The sequence below is a fragment of the Flavobacterium commune genome (assembly GCF_001857965.1).
GTDB lineage: Bacteria > Bacteroidota > Bacteroidia > Flavobacteriales > Flavobacteriaceae > Flavobacterium > Flavobacterium commune.
Genome location: NZ_CP017774.1, coordinates 2,919,412 through 2,945,278 on the forward strand (window position 1 = coordinate 2,919,412; position 25,867 = coordinate 2,945,278).

General features: G+C 34.9%; 20 protein-coding genes. 17 read left to right on the plus strand and 3 right to left on the minus strand.

Annotated elements, in window-relative coordinates; translation table 11 throughout:
• Positions 1-106: 106 nt before the first annotated feature.
• The 15 genes from BIW12_RS12165 (at position 107) to BIW12_RS12235 (ending at position 20,606) form a co-directional block, all read left to right on the plus strand.
• Positions 107-1,474 carry a glycoside hydrolase family 27 protein gene (locus BIW12_RS12165; protein WP_071185361.1) on the plus strand — a complete coding sequence of 456 codons (1,368 nt, stop codon included), beginning with the start codon at positions 107-109 and terminating at the stop codon, positions 1,472-1,474.
• Positions 1,474-3,411, plus strand: coding sequence for a family 43 glycosylhydrolase (locus BIW12_RS12170; protein ID WP_071185362.1), 1,938 nt, complete (start codon positions 1,474-1,476; stop codon positions 3,409-3,411). The genes BIW12_RS12165 and BIW12_RS12170 overlap by 1 nt, the downstream gene beginning before the upstream one ends.
• A 195-nt stretch (positions 3,412-3,606) precedes the next feature.
• Entirely contained in the window at positions 3,607-5,643 is a 2,037-nt protein-coding gene (locus tag BIW12_RS12175; RefSeq protein ID WP_071185363.1) for a DUF2264 domain-containing protein, read from the plus strand.
• Positions 5,644-5,971: 328 nt separating this feature from the next.
• Positions 5,972-7,540, plus strand: a complete 1,569-nt coding sequence (locus BIW12_RS12180; RefSeq protein ID WP_083382119.1) for a rhamnogalacturonidase — start codon at positions 5,972-5,974, stop codon at positions 7,538-7,540.
• Positions 7,541-7,580: 40 nt separating this feature from the next.
• Positions 7,581-8,957, plus strand: a complete 1,377-nt coding sequence (locus tag BIW12_RS12185) for a TolB-like translocation protein (protein ID WP_071185364.1) — start codon at positions 7,581-7,583, stop codon at positions 8,955-8,957.
• A gap of 122 nt (positions 8,958-9,079) precedes the next feature.
• Positions 9,080-10,111 (plus strand): GntR family transcriptional regulator, encoded by a 1,032-nt coding sequence (locus tag BIW12_RS12190; RefSeq protein ID WP_071185365.1) that lies wholly within the window; start codon positions 9,080-9,082, stop codon positions 10,109-10,111.
• Positions 10,112-10,227: 116 nt separating this feature from the next.
• Positions 10,228-10,665, plus strand: a complete 438-nt coding sequence (locus BIW12_RS12195; protein WP_071185366.1) for a CBS domain-containing protein — start codon at positions 10,228-10,230, stop codon at positions 10,663-10,665.
• Positions 10,666-11,190: 525 nt separating this feature from the next.
• Complete coding sequence (rhaT, locus tag BIW12_RS12200; RefSeq protein ID WP_071185367.1) at positions 11,191-12,261, plus strand: L-rhamnose/proton symporter RhaT; 1,071 nt, start codon at positions 11,191-11,193, stop codon at positions 12,259-12,261.
• Between the two features lie 32 nt (positions 12,262-12,293).
• Positions 12,294-14,429, plus strand: a complete 2,136-nt coding sequence (locus BIW12_RS12205) for a bifunctional aldolase/short-chain dehydrogenase (protein ID WP_071185368.1) — start codon at positions 12,294-12,296, stop codon at positions 14,427-14,429.
• 177 nt (positions 14,430-14,606) lie between these two features.
• The gene (gene rhaM, locus BIW12_RS12210) at positions 14,607-14,921 is read left to right on the plus strand and encodes an L-rhamnose mutarotase (protein WP_071185369.1); all 315 of its coding nucleotides are present in this window, start codon (positions 14,607-14,609) and stop codon (positions 14,919-14,921) included.
• A gap of 15 nt (positions 14,922-14,936) precedes the next feature.
• Positions 14,937-16,211 carry a TIM barrel protein gene (locus BIW12_RS12215; protein ID WP_071185370.1) on the plus strand — a complete coding sequence of 425 codons (1,275 nt, stop codon included), beginning with the start codon at positions 14,937-14,939 and terminating at the stop codon, positions 16,209-16,211.
• Between the two features lie 152 nt (positions 16,212-16,363).
• On the plus strand, positions 16,364-17,716 hold the full coding sequence (locus BIW12_RS12220; protein ID WP_071185371.1) for an FGGY-family carbohydrate kinase: 1,353 nt from the start codon (positions 16,364-16,366) through the stop codon (positions 17,714-17,716).
• 84 nt (positions 17,717-17,800) lie between these two features.
• Positions 17,801-18,535, plus strand: coding sequence for a (Fe-S)-binding protein (locus BIW12_RS12225; RefSeq protein WP_071185372.1), 735 nt, complete (start codon positions 17,801-17,803; stop codon positions 18,533-18,535).
• Positions 18,536-18,627: 92 nt separating this feature from the next.
• Positions 18,628-20,019, plus strand: a complete 1,392-nt coding sequence (locus tag BIW12_RS12230; RefSeq protein ID WP_071185373.1) for a lactate utilization protein B — start codon at positions 18,628-18,630, stop codon at positions 20,017-20,019.
• Entirely contained in the window at positions 20,019-20,606 is a 588-nt protein-coding gene (locus BIW12_RS12235; protein WP_071185374.1) for a LutC/YkgG family protein, read from the plus strand. The genes BIW12_RS12230 and BIW12_RS12235 overlap by 1 nt, the downstream gene beginning before the upstream one ends.
• A 167-nt stretch (positions 20,607-20,773) precedes the next feature.
• On the opposite strand, the gene msrB is transcribed toward BIW12_RS12235, so the two are convergent.
• Both msrB and BIW12_RS12245 read right to left on the minus strand, forming a co-directional pair.
• Complete coding sequence (msrB, locus tag BIW12_RS12240) at positions 20,774-21,220, minus strand: peptide-methionine (R)-S-oxide reductase MsrB (RefSeq protein WP_071185375.1); 447 nt, start codon at positions 21,218-21,220, stop codon at positions 20,774-20,776.
• A 7-nt stretch (positions 21,221-21,227) separates the two neighbouring features.
• On the minus strand, positions 21,228-21,695 hold the full coding sequence (locus BIW12_RS12245) for an META domain-containing protein (RefSeq protein WP_071185376.1): 468 nt from the start codon (positions 21,693-21,695) through the stop codon (positions 21,228-21,230).
• Between the two features lie 165 nt (positions 21,696-21,860).
• Here BIW12_RS12245 and BIW12_RS12250 point away from each other — a divergent pair, with 165 nt between their 5' ends.
• Both BIW12_RS12250 and BIW12_RS12255 read left to right on the plus strand, forming a co-directional pair.
• Positions 21,861-22,331 (plus strand): OsmC family protein, encoded by a 471-nt coding sequence (locus BIW12_RS12250; RefSeq protein ID WP_071185377.1) that lies wholly within the window; start codon positions 21,861-21,863, stop codon positions 22,329-22,331.
• A gap of 134 nt (positions 22,332-22,465) precedes the next feature.
• Positions 22,466-23,203, plus strand: a complete 738-nt coding sequence (locus BIW12_RS12255; RefSeq protein ID WP_071185378.1) for an SDR family NAD(P)-dependent oxidoreductase — start codon at positions 22,466-22,468, stop codon at positions 23,201-23,203.
• Between the two features lie 127 nt (positions 23,204-23,330).
• On the opposite strand, the gene BIW12_RS12260 is transcribed toward BIW12_RS12255, so the two are convergent.
• On the minus strand, positions 23,331-25,751 hold the full coding sequence (locus tag BIW12_RS12260) for a TonB-dependent receptor (RefSeq protein ID WP_071185379.1): 2,421 nt from the start codon (positions 25,749-25,751) through the stop codon (positions 23,331-23,333).
• Between the last annotated feature and the right edge of the window lie 116 nt (positions 25,752-25,867).

Below are 25,867 nucleotides of genomic sequence, written 5' to 3' on the forward strand. Positions count from 1 at the left end.
TATTTCTATAGAATAAGCTGTTTGTTTTTTAGCAGACAGCTTATTTCTTATGATAAAAATGTTTATTATATTTGAAGTGTAATATTGACACATATAAAACCAAAAAATGAGAATAAAGAATAAAATTGCTCTGGCACTAGGAGTTGTATTGGTATCGGTCACTACCAATGCTCAAAAATCAGTTTTCAAAAAAGATGAATTCAAACAATGGGCTCAAACACCTCCAATGGGATGGAACAGCTGGGATTGTTATGGATCAACAGTCGAAGAACATGAAGTAAAAGCCAATGCAGATTATATGGTTAAAAACCTAAAAAAATTAGGTTGGGAATACATTGTGGTAGACATTAGATGGTTTGTAGAAAATGACAAAGCGGGAGGCTACAACCAGAAAGATCCACGTTATGTAATGGATCAATACGGAAGGTATTTACCAGCATTGAATAGATTTCCTTCGGCAAAAGACGGACAAGGTTTTAAACCACTTTCGGATTATATTCATAAAAAAGGATTGAAATTTGGAATCCATATTATGCGTGGAATTCCTAAAAAAGCAGTACAAGAAAAGCTACCGATTAAAGGTGCAAACGGAATTACTGCTGACCAAATTTACACTACAGCCTTACAATGCGAATGGTTGAAAGACAATTATACTATTTTGGCTGACAAACCGGGAGCTCAGGAATATTATGATTCTTTATTCGAATTGTACGCTCAATGGGGAGTAGATTTTATCAAAATTGACGATTTGTCAAGACCTTATCACGAAGCAGAAATCAATTTGATTAGAAAAGCCATTGACAAATGTGGTCGCAAAATAGTTTTAAGTACTTCACCTGGAGAAACGCCAATTTCGGCTGCTGCTCACGTAAGTTCTCATGCTAATATGTGGCGAATGGTGGATGATGTTTGGGATACCTGGCCACACATTACGCACTTAATGGATGTGGCTCAAAAATGGTATCCATATATTGCACCTGGAACCTGGCCTGATTGTGACATGATTCCGTTAGGAAGAATTTCGTTAAGAGGAGAACGTGGCGAAGACAGAATGTCCCGTTTAACAAAAGACGAACAATATACTTTGATTACCTTCTTTAATATTTTTAAATCACCGTTGTTCTTTGGTGGAGATTTACCAAGTAATGATGCGTTTACTTTATCATTATTGACCAATAAAGAAGTCCTAAAAATGCACCGTGAAAGTACTGATGTAAAACAACTTTTTCAAAAAGATGGAAAAGTGGCAGTGACTTCAAAAAATCCAAAAGACGGAAGCATTTACTTAGCATTGTTTAATATCTCAGATAAAAAGACTGAAAATGTTACTGTTTCTTTATCTGATTTAGGAATTAAAAATGCCGATGTTACTAATCTATGGACAGGAAAAAAAACAGGTTCAGTTTCTAATGAAATTTCCGCTTCGTTAGCGGCTCATAGTTCTGTTCTTTATAAATTAAAAGCAAAAAAATAATGCGCAAATTACAATTCAGTTTAGTTCTATTTTTACTATTAACTAGTTTTTTAAAAGCTCAAAATAAATCGGGTGTTCCGCCAGTTATTGCCGAAAAAGATTTAACATCTTACCTGTTTGTTTATTTCACAGGAAATTCAGTCGAAGAAGAAGCGGTGCGTTATGCTATTAGTGCCGATGGATATCATTATTACCATTTAAACAATAATAAGCCGGTTTTAGACAGTAAAATTATCAGTTCTACAGGCGGTGTTCGTGATCCGCATATTTTAAGAGGTGACGATGGTAAAACATTTTACATGGTGTTGACTGATATGACTTCTTCTAAAGGTTGGGATTCTAATCGTGCAATGGTATTATTAAAAAGTACCGATTTGGTAAATTGGAAAAGCAACGTAGTCAATATCCAAAAGACTTTTCCCGGAAATGAAAATTTAAAAAGAGTTTGGGCACCACAAACTATCTATGATGCAAAAGCGGGTAAATACATGATTTATTTTAGCATGCAACATGCCGGAGGTCCTGATATTATTTATTATGCTTATGCTAATAAGGATTTTACAGCCTTGGAATCTGAGCCAAAAGTATTGTTTGTTCCAAAGGCTAAAAATGCCTGTATAGATGGAGATATTATCGAAAAAGACGGCGTTTACCATCTTTTTTATAAAACAGAAACCAATACACCAGGAATTAAAGTGGCAACAACGACTGATTTAACTTCTGGAAATTGGACAGAAAATGATAATTATTTGCAACAAACGAAAGATGGTGTTGAAGGTTCCAGTGTGTTCAAATTAAATAATTCTGACGAATATATCTTGATGTATGATGTCTACATGAAAGGAAAATATCAGTTTACTAAAACAAAAGATTTAGAACATTTCACGGTAATTGACAACGAAATTTCAATGGATTTTCATCCACGTCACGGAACGATTTTACCTATTACACGCTCTGAATTGAAAGCTTTGATTGCTAAATGGGGAAAACCAGCAGCTTATCCTCAAATTAATAATAATCCTGCTCTTGAAGGCTATCATGCCGATCCTGAAGTTTTGTATGCTGAGAAAACGGGAAAATATTATATCTACCCAACCAGTGATGGATTTGATGGATGGGGTGGTTATTATTTTAAAGCTTTTTCATCGGATAATCTAGTAGACTGGAAACCGGAAGGAGTCATTTTAGATCTTAAAAAAGATGTCCCTTGGGCAGGAAGAAATGCCTGGGCACCTTGTATTGTGGAGAAAAAAATAAAAGGAAAATATAAGTATTTTTATTATTACACGGGAGCGCAAAAAGTAGGAGTAGCGGTTTCGGACAATCCTACAGGTCCTTTTAAAGACAGCGGAAAACCAATTGTAGCTACCAGACCTGAAGGTATAAAAGACGGTCAGGAAATTGATCCGGATGTTTTTACTGATCCAAAAACGGGTAAAAGTTATTTGTATTGGGGAAATATGTATATGGGAGTTGCCGAATTGAATCCTGACATGGTTTCAATTAAAGCCGGAAGCACTAAAGTAATTAAGGCGGATAACACTTTTAGAGAAGGAACTTATGTGATTTACCGAAATGGTAAATATTACTTTATGTGGAGTGAAGACGACACCAGAAGTCCAAATTACAAAGTGAGATATGGCATTTCAAAATCACCTTTGGGACCGATTGAAATGCCAAAAGATAATATTGTCATTCAGGGAAACAAAGAACAAGGAATCTATGCTACAGGACACAATTCGGTAGTGAAAGTTCCTAAAAAAGACGAATGGTATATTGTATATCACCGTTTTTCGTACCCTACCGGAATCAATATGGGCGATGCAGCCGGTTTTCATCGTGAAGTGGCCATCGATAAACTCGAATTCAATGCTGACGGAACGATTAAGCAAGTTGTTCCTACTCATGCAGGAATTAATCCTGTGAAGAAGAATTAAAGAATAAATTTTGCCTTAAAAAAGGAAAGCACTATTTAATAAAGTTGCTTTCCTTTTTTTATATAATTCATAAACTGGTAGGGTGTAGTGTTGTTAGTTGAGTTGACTTTTTATCTTTGAAATAACTATAACCAATTACCATTTTTTTATATAAATATTCTTTTAAAAAAGAACTTTTAAATTTTTATAACTATTATGAAGAACTACCAATTTCTAGTTTTATTACTATTGTGTTTACCTGTTTGGGCGCAACAATCAGAAAATAAAAAAGCACTTGAAAAATCGAATAGTAATTCGGTTTTCGAAATTAAAAATCCCGATTTTAAATTAAGTCCTGTAACAGGAATGACCAAACAACATTGGAAAGATGCGGCAATGTATCTTTTGGAAGGCGCTTTTGGTTATATCCATTCCTTAGACGATCCGATGAAATTTCCCAAACAAGAAGGGAAAAGTTATCCGCAAGATGAAGGGAAAGTGCCAACTGAAAAACTGGAAGGTTTGTGTAGAACTTTGTTTGTGGCAGCTCCGCTTTTAAAAGAAAATCCTTCTTTAGTTATCAATAACATAAAAGTTGCCGATTATTATCGACATCAGATTACTCAACTAACAAATCCTCAAAGTTCGTCTTATATTGTTCCTCGTTCTAAAAATGGTGGGCCAAGTCAGAATTTAGTGGAGTTTGGAGCTTTGTCTATTTCGTTAATTACGAATCCTGAAGTGTTATGGAATCCTTTGACTCAGCAACAAAAAGATGCTTTGGCAAAAACCATGCTGAGTTATGGAGATGGACCAACGGTGGATTCGAACTGGAAGTTTTTCAACATTTTTGTGTTGAGTTTCTTTAAGCAACAAGGTTACGCAGTAAACGAAAAATTATTAGTTGAATATTTAGAAAAATCGCTAAAAGATTACAGAGGAAACGGCTGGTACAATGACAGTCCTGCTTATGATTATTACAGTATGTGGGCTTTTCAGATGTATGGGATGATGTGGTCGGAATATTTTGGAAAGAAAAATTATCCGGAATATGCAGCCCGATTTGAAAATAATTTCAAGGAATTAAACAATAATTACCCGTATTTATTTAGTCAAAATGGTGAAATGATTGTGTGGGGCAGAAGCATGAGTTACAGAGTGGGAGCTGTTATTCCGTTTCCGCTAATGGGATTTCAAAAAGATTCCTCGATTAATTATGGTTGGATGCGAAGAATAGCTTCGGGAGTGATTAAACAATTTTTCACACATCCTGATTTTATGGAGGATAATGTTCCTACGCTTGGGGTTTATGGACCTTTTGAACCTGCGGTGCAAGTTTACAGCTGTCGTGGCAGTGTGTATTGGATGGGGAAAATATTTTTTGGTTTATTAGTTCCTGATGATAATCCGTTTTGGACAGCCAAAGAAAATAATGGTGATTGGGAAACCCAATTCGAGAAAAATAAAGTGTACAATAAATTTCAGGGCGTTTCTGAAATTTTAATTACCGATTATCCAAATATTGGCGCTTCGGAAGTAAGAGCCTGGTGTAATGCTAAAGTAAAAGACGATTGGCAGAAATTTAGATCGACAGAAAACTACAACCGATTATCCTATAATAGTGCATTCCCTTGGCAGGCTGATGGTGAAAAGGGCGAAGTGGCGATGAATTATGTCATTAAAAATAAATCGGACAAATGGGAAGCTTTTCGATTGTATAACTTTAAAAAGTTTGAAGATGGCATTTATTATCGAGACGTAGTTTTAGAAACCGATTCGAATGTGAAATTTAATCTGGCTGATATTCCTTTGGCAAACGGAATTTTAAGAGTTGATAAAAATAACAGTACAGTACCATTTGCAATGCGTTTAGGACATTATGCTTTGCCAAAATTGAATGGTGAAATTAAAACGACTATTAGAAAAGTAAAAAACCGCGAAGTAACCATTATTGATAATGGAAAATACCAATTGGCAATGATTCCGCTTTTAGGCTGGGACAAATCAGAAGTAATTCAGGCTAAAGGCTTGCATCCTGAGGCCAATGAAAGTTCGGTTATTAATCTTTCGAATAATTATGTACCTCAAAAAGAACAATCCACTGTTTATGCCACATTAATGTTGTGGAAAAAATCAGGAGAAAAATGGAGTGACAAAGAATTATTAGCTGTTAAACAAATTGATTTTTCTTCGAAAGAAAATACAGTCAATGTTTCTTTGGCAAATGGAGAAAAGAAGTTGGTGAAATTTTAAAAGTTTAGTTTCTCAAATAAAATTCGAAACCAGTAAATAAGAATGTTTACTGGTTTTTTGATTTTAACTTTTATGAATGTCCGCTAAGCGGACTAAAAAAAGCCACAGATGACAATGACTGAACAGATAAAAAACGGATTTTTATAGTTCTTTGGAAATGAAAATCTGCAATAATCCGATAGAATCAGTTTTATCTGTGTCCCATTCTCAATTATTTGTATGAGAAACCCATATTCATATAGCTTTTAAAATACAGGATGCTACAGGATGAAGTGTTTGTATTGTATTTGTAAATTGCTATTCTATTACTTCAATTTATATTTATTAGATGAAAAAAAATATTGGTTTTTTAAAGTCATTTTTATTTCAGTATAGACTTTGTCTGTGTTTTTTATTCTTAGGATTAAATACTATTCAGGCCGCGCCAGATACCGTTTTTAATGTAAAGACTTTTGGTGCCAAAGGAGATAGTACTACATTAGATACACAGGCCATCAATAATACAATTGAAGCTGCTGCCAAGGCAGGTGGTGGAACAGTTTATTTTCCAGCGGGAACTTATCTTAGTTTTTCTATCCGACTTAAAAGTCATATTTCACTTTATCTAGATCAGGGTGCTACTATTTTAGCAGCAACACCTTCTGATAAAATAGGTTATGATGCTCCCGAAAAAGCAGATAATGAAATTTATCAGGATTTTGGACATAGCCATTGGCAAAACAGTCTAATCTGGGGCGAAAATTTGGAGGATATATCCATTTTGGGACCAGGAATAATTCATGGAAAAGGATTGTCAAGAAGTGGCCCTTATCGTGCGCCAATAGGAAATAAAGCCATTGCTTTGAAGCTTTGTCGTAATGTAACGTTAAAAGATTTTACCATATTATACGGTGGACATTTTGGAATATTAGCAACTGGAGTAGATAATCTAACTATAGATAATTTAAAAATTGATACCAATCGGGATGGAATGGATATCGATTGTTGTAAAAACGTTCGTATTTCAAATTGCACTGTAAATTCTCCGTGGGATGATGCTATTTGTCTTAAAAGTTCATTTGCTTTGGGTTATGCCCGACCAACCGAAAACGTAACTATTACCAATTGCAGTGTTAGCGGTTTTGATCGAGGTACTTTTTACAACGGAACTTACCTGCGCAATGAAGCTCATTTGGTTCCTGATAAAGAAGGACCAACAGGAAGAATAAAATTTGGAACAGAATCGAATGGCGGTTTTAAAAACATTACAATCAGTAGTTGTGTTTTTGAATATTGCCGCGGATTAGCACTCGAAACCGTTGATGGTGGTTTGTTAGAAGATGTGACTATCAGTAATATTACAATGCGTGATATTATCAATTCGCCTATTTTTTTACGTCTCGGAGGTCGAATGCGTGCGCCTGAAGGTACTGCAGTGGGGGCTTTACGGCGTATTAATATCAGTAATATCAATATTTACAATGCCGATTCTCGTTTTGCTACACTAATTAGCGGAATTCCAGGACATGATATTGAAGATGTGCGTTTGAGCAATATTAGTATTTGGTATCGTCCATTGGATTCAATTTCAAAAAATGCTATTCAACAAGAAGTTCCAGAATTTGAGAAAGGATATCCGGAACCACAGAAATTCGGAATAATTCCTGCTTATGGCTTTTTCATTCGTCATGTAAAAAACATAGAATTGAATAATGTTAATCTTCATTTGTTAGGCAATGAAACCCGTCCAGCTATGATTGTAAACGATGTAAAAGGATTAAAACTGCGAAATGTTTCTACCGATAAAGGAACAGATTCCAGAACGCTTGTAATGAAAGACGTGAGTGAATTATCGATAAAAGATAGTACGCCTTTAAAAGATAAGAATGATAAAAAGATAAAGTCAAAGAGTTATTAGTAAAGTAAATTTTATTCTCAGACCGGTAAAAATCTAAAATATGAAACAGTTTTCTAATAGCATCGTTTTGGTTAGCTTTCTACTTTTAATACAAAGTACAAATGCTCAAATTGGCAAACGCTTTCCTTCAGAACGAAAAGAGCTTAAAGATCCAGTAACAGGTACTATGTTGACTTTTTTGACTAGTACGCCAAATGGTGATAATAAAATTTACCAAACGCACAATCAGTGGACATCGGATGGGGAGTGGCTTATTTTTCGTTCGAATAGAGTAGAAGGGGAAGCCATGGCTGTAAATGAAAAAACAGGCGAAATGGTTCAGGTAACCGAAGGAGGTTATGTTGGAATGTTAAATGTGGCTCGCAACAGCATGAAACTTTTCTTTATGAGAAAAGTAGGTGAAGATTTTTCAAAGAAAAACAAAAAAGATAAAACTTCGAAAGCTGAAGCAACTTCGATGCAAATTGTAGAAGTAGATTTGGCAAAATTATTTGCAGATAGTAAAATTGGAAAACTTAAAAAAGCCGATTATTATCAGCGTGTTTGTGGTTCTACTCAACCAGAAATGGGAGCAGGCGGTGATTTGGCTTTGGATGGAGATGAAAACTGGGCTTATTTTCGGGTAGGAAAAGAATATGCAGCAAAATATTTACCTTCTGGTACCAAACTCGAAGAAAATTATGGTCCAAGAAAAATGGGGGCTGGACCATCCGGAATTGCAGCTATGAATGTGAATAGTGGAGAAATTAAATATGTAATATCAGTTCCTTTCCAGATTGGACACATACAAACGAATCCCTGGGTAGCGGGCGAAATTGTTTTTTGCTGGGAAACTGGAGGAAAATCGCCGCAACGTACCTGGACTGTATTGAGTGACGGAACAGGACTTCGACCTTTGTATCCGGAATCAGAATACGAATGGGTAACGCATGAAGCAGTAATTAGTAAGGACGAAGTGGCAATGGCTATAATGGGGCATCGAAAAATTCAGGGTTTAGATACTACTGGAACGGCAGTAAGTGGAGCAAATCCAGGTCAGGAAGCTGCCTGGGGAGTTTCGGGAACCAGAGAAAAACCAACCGGATTGGCTATTGTAAATTTAAGAACAAGAGAAATGAAAATAGCAGGACAAACGGATTCAGGAAGTGGTTTATGGCATGTAAGCGGTTCTCCTGATGGTCGCTGGGCAGTAGGCGATGATTTCTCCAGAAGTATTTATCTAATTGATAGAAAAACCAATGAAATGCTATTGCTTTCTACTGGGCATAAACAAACGGCCTCCGATCATCCGCATCCTACAATGAGTCCTGATGGGACTAAAATCCAAATTCAATCGGCTATGTTAAGCGAAGACAATCGCAGTATGAATATCTGTATCATTCCGGTGCCGGAAGCATGGCTGAAAAGAAAGTATTGATGAATTTATAATCAATTAAGAGCAGAAAGAGACGGTTTCAAAAAATTGAAATAGTCTCTTTACTTTTTTTATAATCACTATATTTGACGTCTGTTTTTTTAATTTCAGTATTTAATAAATTAATGAAAAAATCTTCTAAAATAGCCAGTCTTACTATTGATGAGTTTTCGGCTACGCCTAAATACCAACAATTGGTGAATGCGATATTAAATGCCATTAAGCAGGGAGTTTTGAAAAAAGGCGATGCGATGCCATCAATTAACGAATTGAGTTTTCAATACGAAATTTCGAGAGTAACTATCGAAAAAGGCTATAACACCCTAAGAAAAATGGGGATTCTGGAAGCCTATCATGGCAAGGGATATTTTATTGCCAATACTGACGTTTCACAGGATATTAAAATATTTTTGATGTTTAACAAGTTAAGTGCACATAAAAAAATCATTTATGATGCCTTTGTTGAAACCTTAGGAGATAAAGCAGCCATTGATTTTTATATTTATAACAACGATTATGCTTTGTTTAAAAAATTATTGCAACAACAAAAGACAGATTATACGCATTATGTAATTATTCCCCATTTTATTGAAAAATCAGATGCTTACAGATTGCTGATTGAGGCACTTCCAAAAGAGAAATTGGTTTTGGTAGGCAAAAAAATAAAAGACATAACAGGAGATTACGCTGCGGTTTATGAAAATTTTGAACAGGACATTTATAATGCCTTAACCGAAGCTTTGGATCCTTTAAGTAAATATCATACTTTAAAATTGATTTTTCCGGTTAATAGTTATTTCTCTAAAGAGATTATAAAAGGTTTCGAGAATTTTTGCTACAACTATGCTTTTAACTTTAAGATAGTTCATAATTTGGATCAAGAGCAAGTGAGTGAAGGTGAGGTTTATATTAATTTGATGGAAGAAGATTTGGTTAAAATTTTAGACAAAATTATAAGTTTAAATCTAACTTTAGGTAAGCAGGTAGGTTTGATTTCGTACAATGAAACTCCTCTTAAGAATTATATTATGAGCGGACTCACCACTATTTCCACTGATTTTAAAACCATGGGAATTACCGCCGCCAATCTGGTATTAAACAATTCCAAAGACCATATCGAAAATCCGTTCAAATTGATTCTCAGAGGATCTCTGTAATTTTAATTGCTTGTTTTTCAGTAATAATAGACTAACCCAAAACGAATATAGTTAGCGAGTCTTTTTCTGTTTTCGTTTTTTTTTGTTAAATTTATAGATACTTAAAAACATCTATTATGACTGTAAATCAAATATTAAGCGTAAAAGGAAGCGATGTTTACTCTATAGTTTCTACTATTACAGTATATGAGGCTTTGAGAATAATGGGAGAGAGAAATGTTGGAGCAGTTTTGGTTATAGAGGATAATGTCCTAAAAGGAATTTTGTCTGAGAGAGATTATGCCCGCAAAATTGCTCTGAAAAACAAATCTTCGAGAGATACTTTGGTACATGAAATAATGGATACTAATTTGGTTACAGTAAAACCAACTGACAAATTAGATTATTGTATGGATTTGATTACTAATAAACGAATCCGTCATTTGCCTGTTGTACAGGATAATCAGGTTGTTGGGGTCATCTCAATAGGGGACCTGGTTAAAACGATTATGGAAAATCAAAAACATATTATAGATTATCTGGATTCGTATATAGCAGGAACTAAGGCTCAATGATATTTTATACTATCAATTGTAGTTTAGACTTTCTTTAAAATCATTTTTATTCAGGACAAATTTAAATTTCTTTTTCCTGAAAACTACCTTGTCAGCATTCTTGATAAACATTGTGTTATTTAATCAATCAGTGATGCCTTTGCACTGATTTTTCTGGTCAATTAAGAAAGCTTACTTCTTTTCTTGCTTAGTTCTACTGCTTTAATCTTTAAAGTTGTATCGTAAGTTTCATTTTTTGTTTCATACACTAAAAATTAAGATTTTAGTTTTGACTTAATCTGTAAGCAAAATGAGTATGTCTAAAAAAACAGACAGCTGCTTATAATTCTATTAGATATAATGTAAAAGAGTAGTCTTTTTCCAGGTTTAATTCTAATTAAATTCTAACAATTAGTATAAAATCTGTCATAAATGTGTAAAAAAAGTATAAATAATGCCAATACAAGGACTGTACAGGACAGTTTTAATTTTCCTTTTTTTTTATTTTACACTTCTATTAATTAACCTTTAACTCAAATTTATTTTATGGAATCAATTCTTGGTATTCTTTTTCACTCAATAGGAGGTTTTTCTTCCGGAAGTTTTTATATGCCTTTCAAAAAGGTAAGAGGTTGGGCTTGGGAAAGCTACTGGATTATAGGAGGATTTTTTTCATGGTTGATTGTACCGCCTTTAGCGGCTTATTTAACAATTCCAAATTTTGCAGATATTATTAGTGCTGCAGCTCCATCTATTAAAACGGTTACTTATACAATGGGATTGATTTGGGGAATTGGTGGATTAACATATGGTTTAGGAGTTCGTTATTTAGGAATGTCTTTAGGAAACTCAATCACTTTAGGATTTTGTTCTGCATTTGGAGCTTTGGTACCACCTATTTATTATAATTTTAATCCTACTATCGGAAAAGAATCATTTACTGAAATGGCTTCTACTTCAGGGGGACAATTGGTTTTGTTAGGGGTGTTGGTTTGTATCTTAGGAATTGTGTTCTTAGGAAAAGCAGGAATGCTTAAAGAAAAAGATTTTGCAGTAGGTCATGAGGATAAGGATAAAGATTTTAACTTAGTAAAAGGTCTAATTATTGCAATTATTTCAGGGATTTTAAGTTCGTTTTTTAATTTCGGAATTGAAGCAGGGAAGCCAATGGCGGATACAGCTAATGAGGCTTGGAAAGTCTTAAATCCGGGTCAGGGTGAATTTTTGTATCAAAATAACGTTACTTATGTAGTATTGCTTTGGGGAGGTCTTACAACCAATTTCTTGTGGTGTATGTATCTTAACTTTAAAAATAAAACTTTTGGAGATTATACAAATACGGAAACTCCAATTGCTAAAAATGTTTTGTTTTCCGGAATTGCCGGAACAATGTGGTTTTTACAATTCTTCTTCTACGGAATGGGGGAAAGTAAGATGGGGAATGGAGCAGGTTCTTGGATCTTGCACATGTCAACGATTATTTTGACAGCTAATTTTTGGGGATTTTATTTAAAAGAATGGAAAGGTGTGTCTGATAAGACATACAAAGTATTCTTTTTCGGTATTTCCCTGATGTTCTTGTCAATCGTATTAGTAGGTTTAGGGAATTCACTTTAAAAAAAGATTAACAATTTAAATTTAATATAACAATGTCAAATACAAATACAATGACTTTTAAACACGTAAGTTACCTTTGGGATGATGCTAAAGCTGCTGAATTAGCAGGAGATGAAGTAGCACTTTTTATCTATCGCTCTAATTTATTAGGAGCTGATTTGAGATTAACGAACTATGGAGGAGGAAATACTTCTGTAAAAATTACTGATAAAGATCCGTTGACTGGAGCTGCTACTGAGGTAATGTGGATTAAAGGTTCTGGTGGAGATATTGGAACATTAACAAAATCAGGTTGTGCTGCTCTTTACTTAGAGAGATTACGTAACCTTGAAAATGTATACAGAGGAATCGAATTTGAAGACGAAATGGTGGAATTATTCAACCACTGTATTTTTGATTTAGCTTCAAAAGCGCCTTCAATTGATACTCCATTACACGGATTCTTACCATTTGCTCACATCGATCACTTGCACCCGGATGCTGCTATTGCTATTGCTGCTGCAAAAGACGGTGCAAAAATCACTGAAGAATTATTCAACGGTGAGATTGGATGGGTTGGATGGCAACGTCCAGGTTTCGACTTAGGTTTGCAAATGCGTGCTTGCCTTGAAGAAGCTGCTGCTAAAGGGAAAAAATTAAAAGGTGTAATGTTAGGATCTCACGGTTTATTTACCTGGGGAGATACTGCTTACGAAAGTTATGTAAACACTCTTGAAGTAATCGAGAAATGTGCTGAGTTTTTAGAGTCTAACTACGGAAAAACACGTCCGGTTTTTGGAGGTCAAAAAATTGAAAGCCTTTCTGAAGAAGCTCGTAAAGTACAGGCTGCTAAAGTAGCTCCAATCTTGAGAGGTTTCTGTTCTTCTGAGCGTAAAATGATTGGTCACTATACTGATGATGCAAGAGTATTGGAATTCATCAACTCTAATGATTTGGAAAAATTAGCTCCTCTTGGAACTTCTTGTCCTGACCACTTCCTGAGAACTAAAATCAGTCCTTTAGTGATTGAATTGGCTCCAAACGAAGATTTATCTGATGTTGATGCTATCAAAGCTAAATTAACTCCAGCTTTTGAAGCTTACCGTCAAATGTACTCTGAGTACTATAACACTTGCAAAAAATCTAACTCACCAGCAATGCGTGATCCAAACCCGGTTGTAATTTTATATCCAGGTGTAGGTATGTTTACTTTTGCAAAAGATAAAACAATGGCTCGTTTAGCGTCTGAATATTATATCAATGCTGTAAACGTAATGAAAGGTGCTGAAGCAGTTTCTGAATATACTTCATTGCCACGTCAGGAAGCTTTTGACATCGAGTACTGGTTGTTAGAAGAAGCTAAATTACAACGTATGCCAAAACCAAAAGCTTTATCTGGAAGAATCGCTTTAATTACAGGTTCTGCAGGTGGAATTGGTAAGGCTATCGCTAAGAAATTTGCTGAAGAAGGTGCTTGTGTAGTTATCAATGATATTAACGAAGAGCGTTTACAAGGAGCTACAGCTGATTTTATCAAAACTTTTGGTAAAGATGCAGTTTCCAGTACTTTATTAAACGTAACTGATTCTGATAGTACAGCAAAAGCTTTAGATGCTGCTTGTTTAGCATTTGGTGGTGCTGATATTATTGTTAACAATGCAGGAATCAGTATTTCTAAATCTATCGCTGAGCATTCATTAGAAGAGTGGGACAGATTATATGATATCTTAGTTAAAGGACAATTTATTGTTTCTAAAGCAGGAATCGAAGTAATGCGTAAACAAGGTTTTGGTGGGGATATCGTAAACATCGTATCTAAAAATGCAGTAGTTGCAGGACCAAACAACCCTGGATACGGTTCAGCTAAAGCGGCTCAGGCTCACTTGACTCGTTTGATGGCTGCTGAATTAGGTGCTGATAAAATCCGTGTGAACACTGTTAACCCAGATGCTGTAATCTCTGATTCAAACATTTGGTCAGGTGGATGGGCTGAAGGACGTGCTAAGGCTTACGGTATTACTGTAGCTGAATTGCCGGCTTACTATGCTAAGCGTACTTTATTAAATGAAATTATATTACCAGACGATATCGCTAACGCTTGTTATGCTTTTGTTGGAGGTTTGTTAGGCAAATCAACAGGAAACGCATTAAATGTTGATGGTGGTGTTGCTATGGGATTCTATAGATAATTTTAGATGTTAGTTTTTAGATTGATTTATCTAACGTCCGATTCTTTTCGGGCGTTAGATTTTTCTTAATCTGATAACTGCATTTTTAATTTTTTTACCTTTTTTAAAAACAATTATTCATAACAATTTAGGGTTTCGAAATTGTTTTATGTCTACCGCTTATAATCACCATAAATTATGAAAAAAGTAGCATTTAAAATGCAGTTGCATCAAGGTCAGGTTCAGGAGTACCAAAAAAGACATGATGAATTGTGGCCAGAATTAGCCGATTTGTTAAAAAGTGTAGGAGTAGAAGATTACTCTATTTTTTTTGATGAAGATACACATGCCCTTTTTGGTGTTTTAAAAATCGAAGACCCAAGTCGTTTAGACGAACTTCCTAAACATCCAGTTATGCAAAAATGGTGGAAATATATGGGAGACATTATGGATGCAAATCCGGACAATTCGCCAGTGAGTGTTTCACTCAAAGAAGTTTTTTATTTACCTTAAAAATTTATAATTATCATGATATTAGATTCTAATAAAATTGCTGCTCATAATGATGGGCTTTATACAGCACATAAAAATAAATTAGTTTTCACAGCTTCTGAAATAGCTGAAACTGAAGCGATCATTAAAAAATTAGTCGATTTCCAAATCGCTATCCCTTCATGGGCTTTAGGAACTGGAGGAACTCGTTTTGGACGTTTTCCAGGTGGTGGAGAGCCTCGTTCATTAGAAGAAAAAATCGAAGATGTAGGTTTGTTACACGCTTTGAACAATGCTTCCGGAGCTATCTCTTTACACATTCCTTGGGATATCCCTTCTGATCGTAATGCTATCAAAGCTTTGGCTGCTCAACACGGTTTGAAATTTGACGCTGTTAACTCTAACACGTTTCAGGATCAGGCTGATAGCCAATATTCTTATAAATTTGGTTCTTTACAAAACGTAAACAAATCAATCCGTAAGCAAGCGGTTCAACACAATATCGATGTTATCCAGCAAGGTGTTGAGTTAGGTTCTGACTCGTTAACTGTATGGTTAGCTGATGGATCTTGCTTCCCTGGACAATTGAATTTCCGTAAAGCTTACGAAAATACATTGGAAAGTTTACAGGAAATCTACGAGGCTATGCCTTCTAACTGGAAATTATTCTTAGAGTACAAATGTGCTGAGCCTAATTTCTATTCTACTACAGTTGCAGATTGGGGACAATCTTACTCTTATGTGAAAAAATTAGGAGACAGAGCTAAAACTTTGGTTGATTTAGGTCACCACCTTCCAAATGCTAATATCGAGCAAATTGTTTCTATCTTATTGATGGAAGATAAATTAGGAGGTTTCCACTTTAACGATTCTAAATACGGTGATGACGATTTAACTGCAGGTGCATTAAAACCTTACCAATTATTCTTAATATTCAATGAATTAGTTGAAGGTATGGATGCAAGAGGAATGAACCACGCAACTGACTTAGGTTGGATGATCGATGCTTCTCACAACGTAAAAGATCCAATGGAAGATTTATTACAATCTGTTGAGGCTATCATGATTGCTTATGCTCAGGCTCTTTCTGTAGACAGAAAAGCTTTAGAAATTGCTCAAAACGAAAATGACGTAGTTAAAGCTCAGGAAATTTTGCAAAATGCTTTCCGTACAGATGTTCGCGCATTAGTTGCTGAGGCTCGTTTACGTGCAGGAGCTGCGCTTAATCCGGTTGCATTATACCGTCAGTTAGGTGTACGTGATGCTTTAATTGGAGCAAGAGGATTGAAAACTGTAGCAACAGGATTGTAGTTTTAATATAAGTTGTGAGTTATGGGTTATAAGTTATAAAGCTGATTATTTGATGTCAAAAAGATTTTAGCTTATTGCCATTGAACTATTCGAGCAAAAAAAATAATTCATAACCCAAAACTCATAACCCATAACTTATTAACCCATAATTAATGAATGCAGTAGCCATTTTCGATATTGGAAAAACAAATAAAAAAGCCTTTCTATTCAATGAAAGTTATCAAATTGTTTGGGAAAATTCAGTAAACCTTCCTGAAACAGTTGATGAAAACGGATTTCCATGCGAAGATATTGTAGCACTAAAAGACTGGTTTTTGGGATGTTGGGAACAGATGAAATCTCAAACCCAATACAACTTAAAAGCAGTTAATTTTAGTACTTATGGTGCTAGTTTTGTATATGTTGACGAAGAAGGAAATCCTTTGACGCCATTGTACAATTATCTTAGACCATATCCTGAAAATCTTAAAAATGAGTTTTATTCTAAATACAAAGGGGAAGAAGCTTTCGCAGTGAAAACTGCTTCTCCGGTTTTAGGAAGCTTGAATTCAGGAATGCAAATTTACCGTTTGAAATATGAAAACCCGGAGGTTTTCAATAAGGTAAAACACTGTTTGCATTTGCCGCAATACATGAGTTTTCTTTTAACCAAAGAAGGATTTACTGATATCACCAGCATTGGTTGTCATACTAATCTTTGGAATTTCAATAAAATGAAATACCACAAATGGATTAAAAAAGAAGGGATAACTGAAAAGCTGCCTCCAATTCACGATTCTGAAGACGCTATTACTGTTGAAGGTGATATCGCAGTAGGGATTGGGTTGCATGACAGTTCTTCGGCTTTGATTCCTTACATTATCAATTTTGAAGATCCGTTTGTATTGTTGTCAACTGGGACCTGGGTAATTACAATGAATCCATTTAATTCTAAAAAGCTTACCTTTGAGGAATTGCAAAACGATTGCTTGTGCTTTTTGCATTACAAAGGAAAACCGGTTAAGGCTTCCCGTTTGTTTGCAGGAAATGAGCATGAAATTCAATCGGTAAAATTGGCAAAGCATTTTAATGCTCCAATTGATTCTTACAAACACGTTCTTTACGATAAAGACATCATTACTAAGTTGAGAGCTAAATTCAAACAATATACTAAGGAAGATAGTGATATTCTAAAAGATTGTCCTTTCAATGAGAGAGAGCTATCTGATTTTGAAAATTACGATGAAGGGTATCACCAATTAATGTTGGATTTAATTGCCCAACAAATTGTTTCGACTCAATTAGTGATTCATAACAGTCCGGTAAAGAAAGTTTTTGTAGACGGAGGTTTCAGTAAAAATTCGATTTATATGAATTTGTTAGCCGAAGCTTTCCCTGAAATGGAAGTTTACGCAGCGTCAATGGCGCAAGCCAGTTCGTTAGGAGCTGCCTTAGCCATTCATAAAAATTGGAATACAAAACCAATTCAAAATGATTTAATTGATTTAAAATTTTACAAACATTAATATCTAAATTTGCCTATCATAATTCAATCTTAAAACGAATATTGATAGGCAATTTTTTTTTGACATAAATATAAATAACAACCTATGAAAGTTGGACTTTTTATACCTTGCTATGTGGATCAGTTTTATCCACAAATAGGTATTGCAAGCTTGGAATTATTACAAAAATTTGGATGCGAAGTGAGTTTTCCAATGGATCAAACCTGCTGTGGACAGCCGATGGCAAACAGCGGTTATGCTCATTTAACAGGAGGATGTGATAGTAATTTTGTAGCTAATTTTTCTGAATTTGATTACATCGTTTGCCCATCAGGAAGTTGTACGCTACATGTGAAGGATCACCTTCATTCTAAGGAGAATGAAGCTGCTGCTACACATATTAGAAATAATGTGTACGAACTTACAGAATTTCTAACCGATGTATTGAAGGTAGAATCTATCGAAGGAAATTTTCCTTATCGTGTAGGAATGCACCAAAGTTGTCACGGTCAACGTGGATTGAAATTATCGCAAATGACAGAGTTAAATGCGGCTCCTTTTTCTAAACCGGAACAATTACTGAGTAAAATTAAAGGTTTGGATTTAGTATCCTTAAGCAGAAAAGATGAATGTTGTGGTTTTGGAGGTACTTTTTGTGTCACCGAAGAGGCAGTTTCAGTAAAAATGGGACAAGACCGTATAGAAGATCACAAAAAACACCAGGTAGATTACATTACTGGTGGAGATATGTCCTGCTTAATGCACTTAGAAGGAATTCTAAAAAGACAAAAAAGCAATATTAAAGTAATTCACATTGCAGAAATTTTAAACTCAATATGAAATCGCCACTATTAACAAATTTGTTGAAAACAAATACCGATGAATTAAAGGCGATAACATATATGACAATAAAAAATTAAACTTTCACATATATGAAAGAAAATACAATAGATCATAGTCACGCAGCGGCTATTTTTAATAAAGATGTGGAACGTGTAAACTGGCATGATGATACGCTTTGGTTTGTTCGTTCAAAAAGAGATAAATCAGCTCATGCTATCCCAGAGTGGGAAACGCTTCGTGAGACAGCCTCAAATATTAAAAACAATGTGCTTTCAAACATGCATCACTATTTGCAGGAGTTTGAGGCCAAAGCAAAAGAAAACGGAATTATTGTGCATTGGGCTGCTGATGGAGCAGAACACAATAAAATAGTGCATTCGATTATTGCTAAGCATGGTGTTACCCAAATGGTAAAATCAAAATCAATGCTTACCGAAGAATGTCATTTGAATGAATATTTAGCAGACAATGGAGTTGAAGTAATTGATTCCGATTTAGGGGAATTTATTGTTCAATTAAGAAAAGAACCACCAAGCCATATCGTATTGCCTGCTATTCACCTTAAAAAAGAAGATGTAAGTAATACTTTTCACGAACATCTTGGAACAGAAAAAGGAAATAACAATCCACAATATTTAACAGAAGCGGCTCGAAAAGAATTAAGAGATACTTTCTTAACTAGAAAAGTAGCCCTTACAGGAGTGAATTTTGCAGTTGCTGAAACGGGTGAATTTGTGGTTTGTACCAATGAAGGAAATGCCGACATGGGCGCGCATCTTGCTGATGTTCATATTGCCTGTATGGGATTTGAAAAATTAATTCCAGAGCGCAAACACCTGGGTGTATTTCTAAGACTTTTGGCACGAAGTGCAACAGGTCAGCCAATTACAACTTTTTCTAGTCATTTTAAAAAACCAAGAGAAGGTCAGGAAATGCACATTGTGATTGTTGATAATGGCAGAAGTACACAATTAGGACGTGAAGAGTTTAGAAATTCATTGAAATGTATCCGTTGTGGGGCTTGTATGAATACTTGTCCGGTTTACAGAAGAAGTGGAGGACACAGTTACCACAATGCGGTTGCAGGTCCTATTGGTTCTATTTTAGCGCCAAACTTAGACATGAAAAAGAATGCCGATTTGCCTTTTGCAAGTACCTTATGTGGTTCTTGTACTAATGTATGTCCGGTAAAAATTGATATTCATGACCAATTGTACAAATGGCGTCAGGTATTGGTGAAAGAAGGCTATACGCCATCTTCTAAAACAATGGCTATGAAAGGAATGTCGGCTGTTTTAGCTAATCCATCAGTTTTTAAAATTGCAGGAAAAGCAGGTCGATTTGTAATGAAGAATTTGCCTTTTATGGTAAACAACAATCTTAATGCCTGGTACAAGCAAAGAGAAATGCCAGCACCGCCAGAAGAATCATTTAGAGAATGGTATGCCAGAAAAGCAAAAGAATCTAAAGACAAAAAATAATGAGCAGTAGAGACAGTATTTTAAGTAAAATCAAAAACAATCAGCCTACATCAGTGAACGAATTGCCTAGTCTTAGTTTTTTAGGATTAGACAAAATTGATGTAATTGAGACTTATAAAACAGTACTAAAAGGTATTGGAGGATTTTGTGAGGAAGTGAGTAGTTTAGATGAAGTCAAAGCCTACATTGCTGCGCATTATCCATCAGATAAAAGAAAGATTACTACAATTCAGGAATTAGCTGATATTGCTGAAACCGAATGGACAAATGATGATCCACATAGTTTACAAAATGTAGAATTAGCAATTGTGAAAGCACATTTTGGTGTGGCTGAGAATTCAGCACTTTGGGTAACGGATGCTATTTTAGGGCAAAGAGTTTCTCCTTTTATTCCTCAATATTTATCCATAATTGTCAATAAAAAAGATATTCTTCCCTTTATGCAACAAGCTTATGAGCGTATAGGTGATTTAGATTATGGTTTTGGAACTTTTATAGCAGGACCTTCTAAAACGGCCGATATTGAGCAATCATTAGTTTTGGGAGCTCATGGAGCAAGAGGATTGACCGTTTTTTTGATGAATTAATTGTTTGTTGAAACCATTAAGAAATTAAGGTAATTTAAGTGTTGTTTTAAACTTTACTTTAAAAATAAATAAGCCGACAAGTTTTTTAAAAACTGTCGGCTTTGTTTTTAATGTTTCGAATTTTTAACTCTTAATTTTTCTAAATTCCTTAATGGTTTAAAATTTTTTTATTCTTTTATTTTTTCTAAAGAAACAGCGTTGATGCAATAGCGTAAACCACTTGGTTCCGGTCCATCAGGAAAGACATGTCCTAGATGTGCATCACAAATATTACAAACACATTCAATGCGAATCATTCCATAACTCACATCTTTGTTATAGGCTACATTTTCAATAACTATAGGCTGTGTAAAGGATGGCCAACCTGTTCCGCTTTGAAATTTAGTTGTAGAATCAAAAAGGGGCGTTTTGCAACATTTGCAGGCATATTTTCCGGCTTCAAAAAGATTACACATTTCAGAACTATGCGCTCTTTCGGTTCCTTTTTGACGCGTCACATAATATTCTTCATCGCTCAATTCTGATTTCCATTCCAGTTCTGTTTTCTCTACTCTTTTTAGTGGAGTAGGATTGCCATGTGTGGCAAATTTTATAAGATCGTTCCAGTTTAGCATAGTTTTTTTATTTAAGATATACAGCTACAAATTTGGCCATCGGAGCCATTCGGGCTTTGTTTAATTGTAAGGTATCGTTTTTTACAGTGTAATTATCTACCGTTTCCAATACGTTTAAGAAAGCATCTTCAACAGTAGGTTTCATGCAGGCCATTTTTGTAGAACCCATTTTTGAAAAAGAAATTCGGTTTTTGTTGGCTTGAAGTTCATAAGTTCCAAAAAAAGAATTACATCCGCCATTTCCAGTGACTCTATTATCCGCTGATTTCAAAATTAGATGAGGTTCTTTGGAAGCAAAATCGTCGGCAGTTACTTTTTGACCTCTAATTTCAATTAATTTCCAGTATTTTTCTACTATTTCAGTAGATTCTTTTGGAGAAACAGTGTTTTCTGAAATCGATTTTTTGCTGGTACAGCAAGAAGTAAATAATAGAGATAAAGAAAATAAACTAATTGTGGTTAAGTAGTGTTTCATTTTTGAATTTTTAAGCGGAGATTAAATTTGGGATTCTTTTACAGTCATCACTGTTTATACAAAGATAAAAAGCATTTACACAATCATTGTTTATAATATCCTAATTTTTCGAATTTAAAGGGCTGGTATTATTTGGCTATATTTGGTTCTTCTTAAAAAATAAATATGGGATTTAAACATTTATTTAAAGCAAAATTAAATTGGACTTCGGTTCCAAAAGAAACGAATTCAAATTCAAAAAAATACAGTAAAACACATCAAATTGCCATTGAAGGAAAAGCAATATTAGATGTTTCGGCAGCCAAAGCATTCAAAGGAGATCCTGCTTTGTATAATCCGGAAGATTTATTGTTGAGCAGTGTGGTTTCTTGTCACATGATGTCTTATTTGTACGTTTGTTCACAAAACGATATTACGGTAGTTTCTTATCAAGATGACGCTGAGGCAACTCTTGAAGTTTCTGAAAATGGTTCGGGACGTTTTATAGAAATTCGTTTATATCCTAAGGTAATCATAAAAGAAAAAGAAAAAATAGAGGAAGCTTTAAATTTGCACACAAAGGCAAATGAACTTTGTTTTATTGCGAATTCCTGCAATTTTCCCATTGTACATTTCGCTGAATGTGAAGCAGAATAAGATTTAGAAAAATTGACAATGTTTTCGGTTTTTGTTCTAAAACAGTTGAATAAACCGGCTGTTTTGATATTAATCTGCTGAAAAAAATGACTATTTTTGGGCTTTTCAATCAACTTATTTAATCAAAATATATTATGAGTGCTAAAACAGCAATTGTTACCGGAGGAAATTCAGGATTAGGATTTGCAACAGCAAAAAAATTATGCGACAACGGTGTTAAAACCTATATAATTGGACGCTCGAAAGATAAAACGGAGGAAGCCTGTGCTGAAATAGGGAGTAATGCCATTCCTGTAATTTTTGATTTGAACAATTTAGAAGGAATTCCAGCCATGATTGCCGAAATTGCTAAAGATGCCCCAATTGATATTTTAGTTAATAATGCCGGTATCAATTTGAAAAAAGAATTTACTGATGTTACCGATGAGGATTTTCTGTCTGTGATACACACGAATCTTTTAAGCGTTTTTTCTGTAAGCAGAGAGGTTGTAAAAAACATGAAAGAACACAAAAACGGAAGCATTGTAAACATTAGTTCGATGGCTTCTCAATACGGAATCCCAAAGGTAATTGCTTATAGTGCAAGTAAAGGAGCTATTGAAGCAATGACCCGCGCTATGGCAGTAGAGTTGGCTACTTTTGGAATTCGTGTAAACTGTATTGCTCCGGGATTTATCAAAACTAAAATGTCTGCCAAAGCTTTAGATACTGATCCGGAAAGAAAAAACAAGGTTTTAGGAAGAACTCCAATGGGATTTTTAGGCGAACCGGATGATATTGCCGATGCTGCTTATTTTTATGCTACAGCCGAATCTAAATATGTAACCGGAACGGTTTTACCGGTGGATGGTGGAAATAGTATCGGATTTTAGTTCTGTAAATGTAAATTTCAATAAAGCTTTTGTGTCAATTTATTTTCGAATGATATAAATAAAGGAATAAAAAAAAGCCTGCGACATCATGATTTTCGCAGGCTTTTTAGTATTAAGTGTGGCTGTTTTAAAATTTGTAAGTAACGCCAACTCTAATATTTCTTGGAGCTTCAGATTGCCAGTAGTAAGCACCTAACCAGGCATAGTAAGAACCACTGTATAGATATTTGTCAAGAATATTAAACATATTGGCTGTAAACTTAAGCTTCCCTGTTTCGTAGGATAGTCCACCATCCATTTTGAAGTAATTAGGTAGTTTTTCAAGTCCTACACTCCAGGTATCGGTTTGACGACCTGCCAAATAAGTTACTCCAATAGAGGCACCTAATCCTTTTAGTTTTCCGTTTACAACAGTGTAGTTTAGCCAGGCATTTGCGGTGTGTTTAGCAAAACCAGGAACCGTAGAACCGGCAACAATAGAAGGTACATTAGAACTTTTTACTGTAGATTCAGTAAAAGCATAATTAGCAATCAAGTTCAAGCCTTCTACAATTTTACCTCTTAGGTCAACCTCTATACCACGCGCTCTTTTTTCACCTAAAACCACACTAAAATTTTGTCCTGGAGTGTTTGCAGGATCTGCAGTTAACTCATTTTTCTTCAAGATGCTGTATGCAGAAAATGTGGTACTCCATGCTCCGTCAAACCAATCTCTTTTAATTCCGAATTCGACATTATTACCTGTCAGTGGTTTTACACTTCCTTCTCTGACAATTCCAGCTTGAGGAGTAAATGCCTGATCGTACAAACCGTAAATTGCAGTATTAGGTGTAAGTGAAATACTTAATCCGGCACGAGGTGTAATATGACTGTCTGAAGCAGGAGCACTATAACTACTGGTTTGATTTATCCAGGTATATCTGGCTGCAAGTGTCAATCTGATTTTATTTTCAAAAAATCCCATTTCATCCTGAATATAACCGGCTGCGTATTCTGAACCGTATAATCCTCCGGCTCTTTCTTTCAGTGGTGTTTCACGATCAAAATTAGGCATTCCGTTAGCTGGAGTTCCATAATCAGGATTGTTTACATTAAAAGGGTCTTCAAAAGTATCTAAAGCGTGCGATTGTCCCCAATCGGCCATATAATCTTTACTTCCTAAATCGATTCCTCCTAATACTTTGTGTGTTACTGATCCTGTGTTGAATTTTCCGTTAACAAATAGTTGTCCTAAGTACATATTACTATCGGCATCCCAAATGCTCACTCCTCTAATTATTTCGCCTGAATCTAACACTTGAGTATCAGGAATATTATCGTTATTAGTATCAATACTAAGTGGTCCTACAGCAGCAGGCCAGGAACTGTAACCTTGTTGCATGTATTTAAAATAAGATGTTTGTGCTGTAAGTTTCCATTTGCTGTTAAAATTGTGTTCAAACAAAAAGTAAGCACTATGATCGTTAATTTTTGTATCCGGTAAACCAGGTTGTGTCATTGTGAAATTTCTAGGTGTTGTTGCGTATCCATCTTTACCAAATACATAATAGGAACCCACTTCGGTCATGTTGGCTCTTTGATAGTTATATTCAGCTGTAATTTTGGTTTTATCATCCAATTGATAGGAGATAACAGGGGCAATAACGTAGCGATCGTTTTGTTCAAAAGATCTGTGAGAACCTTTGTTTTGTCCCATGGCATTAAAACGATACAATAATTTTCCTTTCTTATCCAGTTTGCCATCTAAGTCTATACTGGCTCTGTAAAAATCAAAACTTCCTCCCATTAAATTTACTTCACCTTTAGTAATTCCGGTTGGTTTTTTAGTAACTACATTATATAATCCGCTTGGATCTCCGCTGGAAAGCATAAATCCGGCAGGTCCTTTTACAAATTCGATATGATCTACAAAACTCATATCTTCGGTAAGTGGTCCCCAAAAAGAAGATACTACATTAAAACCGTTACGAAAAGCCTGTATTTGGGAACCTCTCATAGTGATATTGGTGTACAAATCACCCCAATGTTCTAAACGAACAGCGCCACTCACATTTCGGATTACACCATCACTCATGCTGGTAATTTGTTGGTCTTTTAATGTTTGACCACTAATAATTTGCACATTTTGAGGTATTTCTAATACAGGTGTATTTAAACGCAGCGATAAGGAAGGTTTGTCCTGTTTGTATTTATTTCTTTTAACAATTACTTCATTTAGTTCTTCTTTGCTTTCCGTTAGTTTGAAGTTTTTTAGAAGTGTTTGATTGTTGCGTATTGTAATGTTTTCTGAAATGGATTTTATTCCTATTCCATTAATAACTAGTGTATAATTTCCGGGTTTGATGTTTTTAATTTCATATTGTCCATTATGATTGGCATTGGTACTGTATTTAGTATCTTTTAGAGCAATGGCAACACTTTCGGCAGGGGTGTTGTCACTTAATGAAATTTTACCATTTATTTTACCGTTTCCTTGTTGTCCTATAACGCTGATTGTACTCAGTAGTAGTAATGAACATAAGAATTTTTGGACGTGAGCTATTTTCATTTATTTCTTATTTAGAATTATTCTGCGCAAAAGTAAATGCTAAATATTTCTTAAACAAATTATTTTTACTTATTCTAAATAAAATTAACGAAAGCGATTTTTATCTTTGTTTTAGT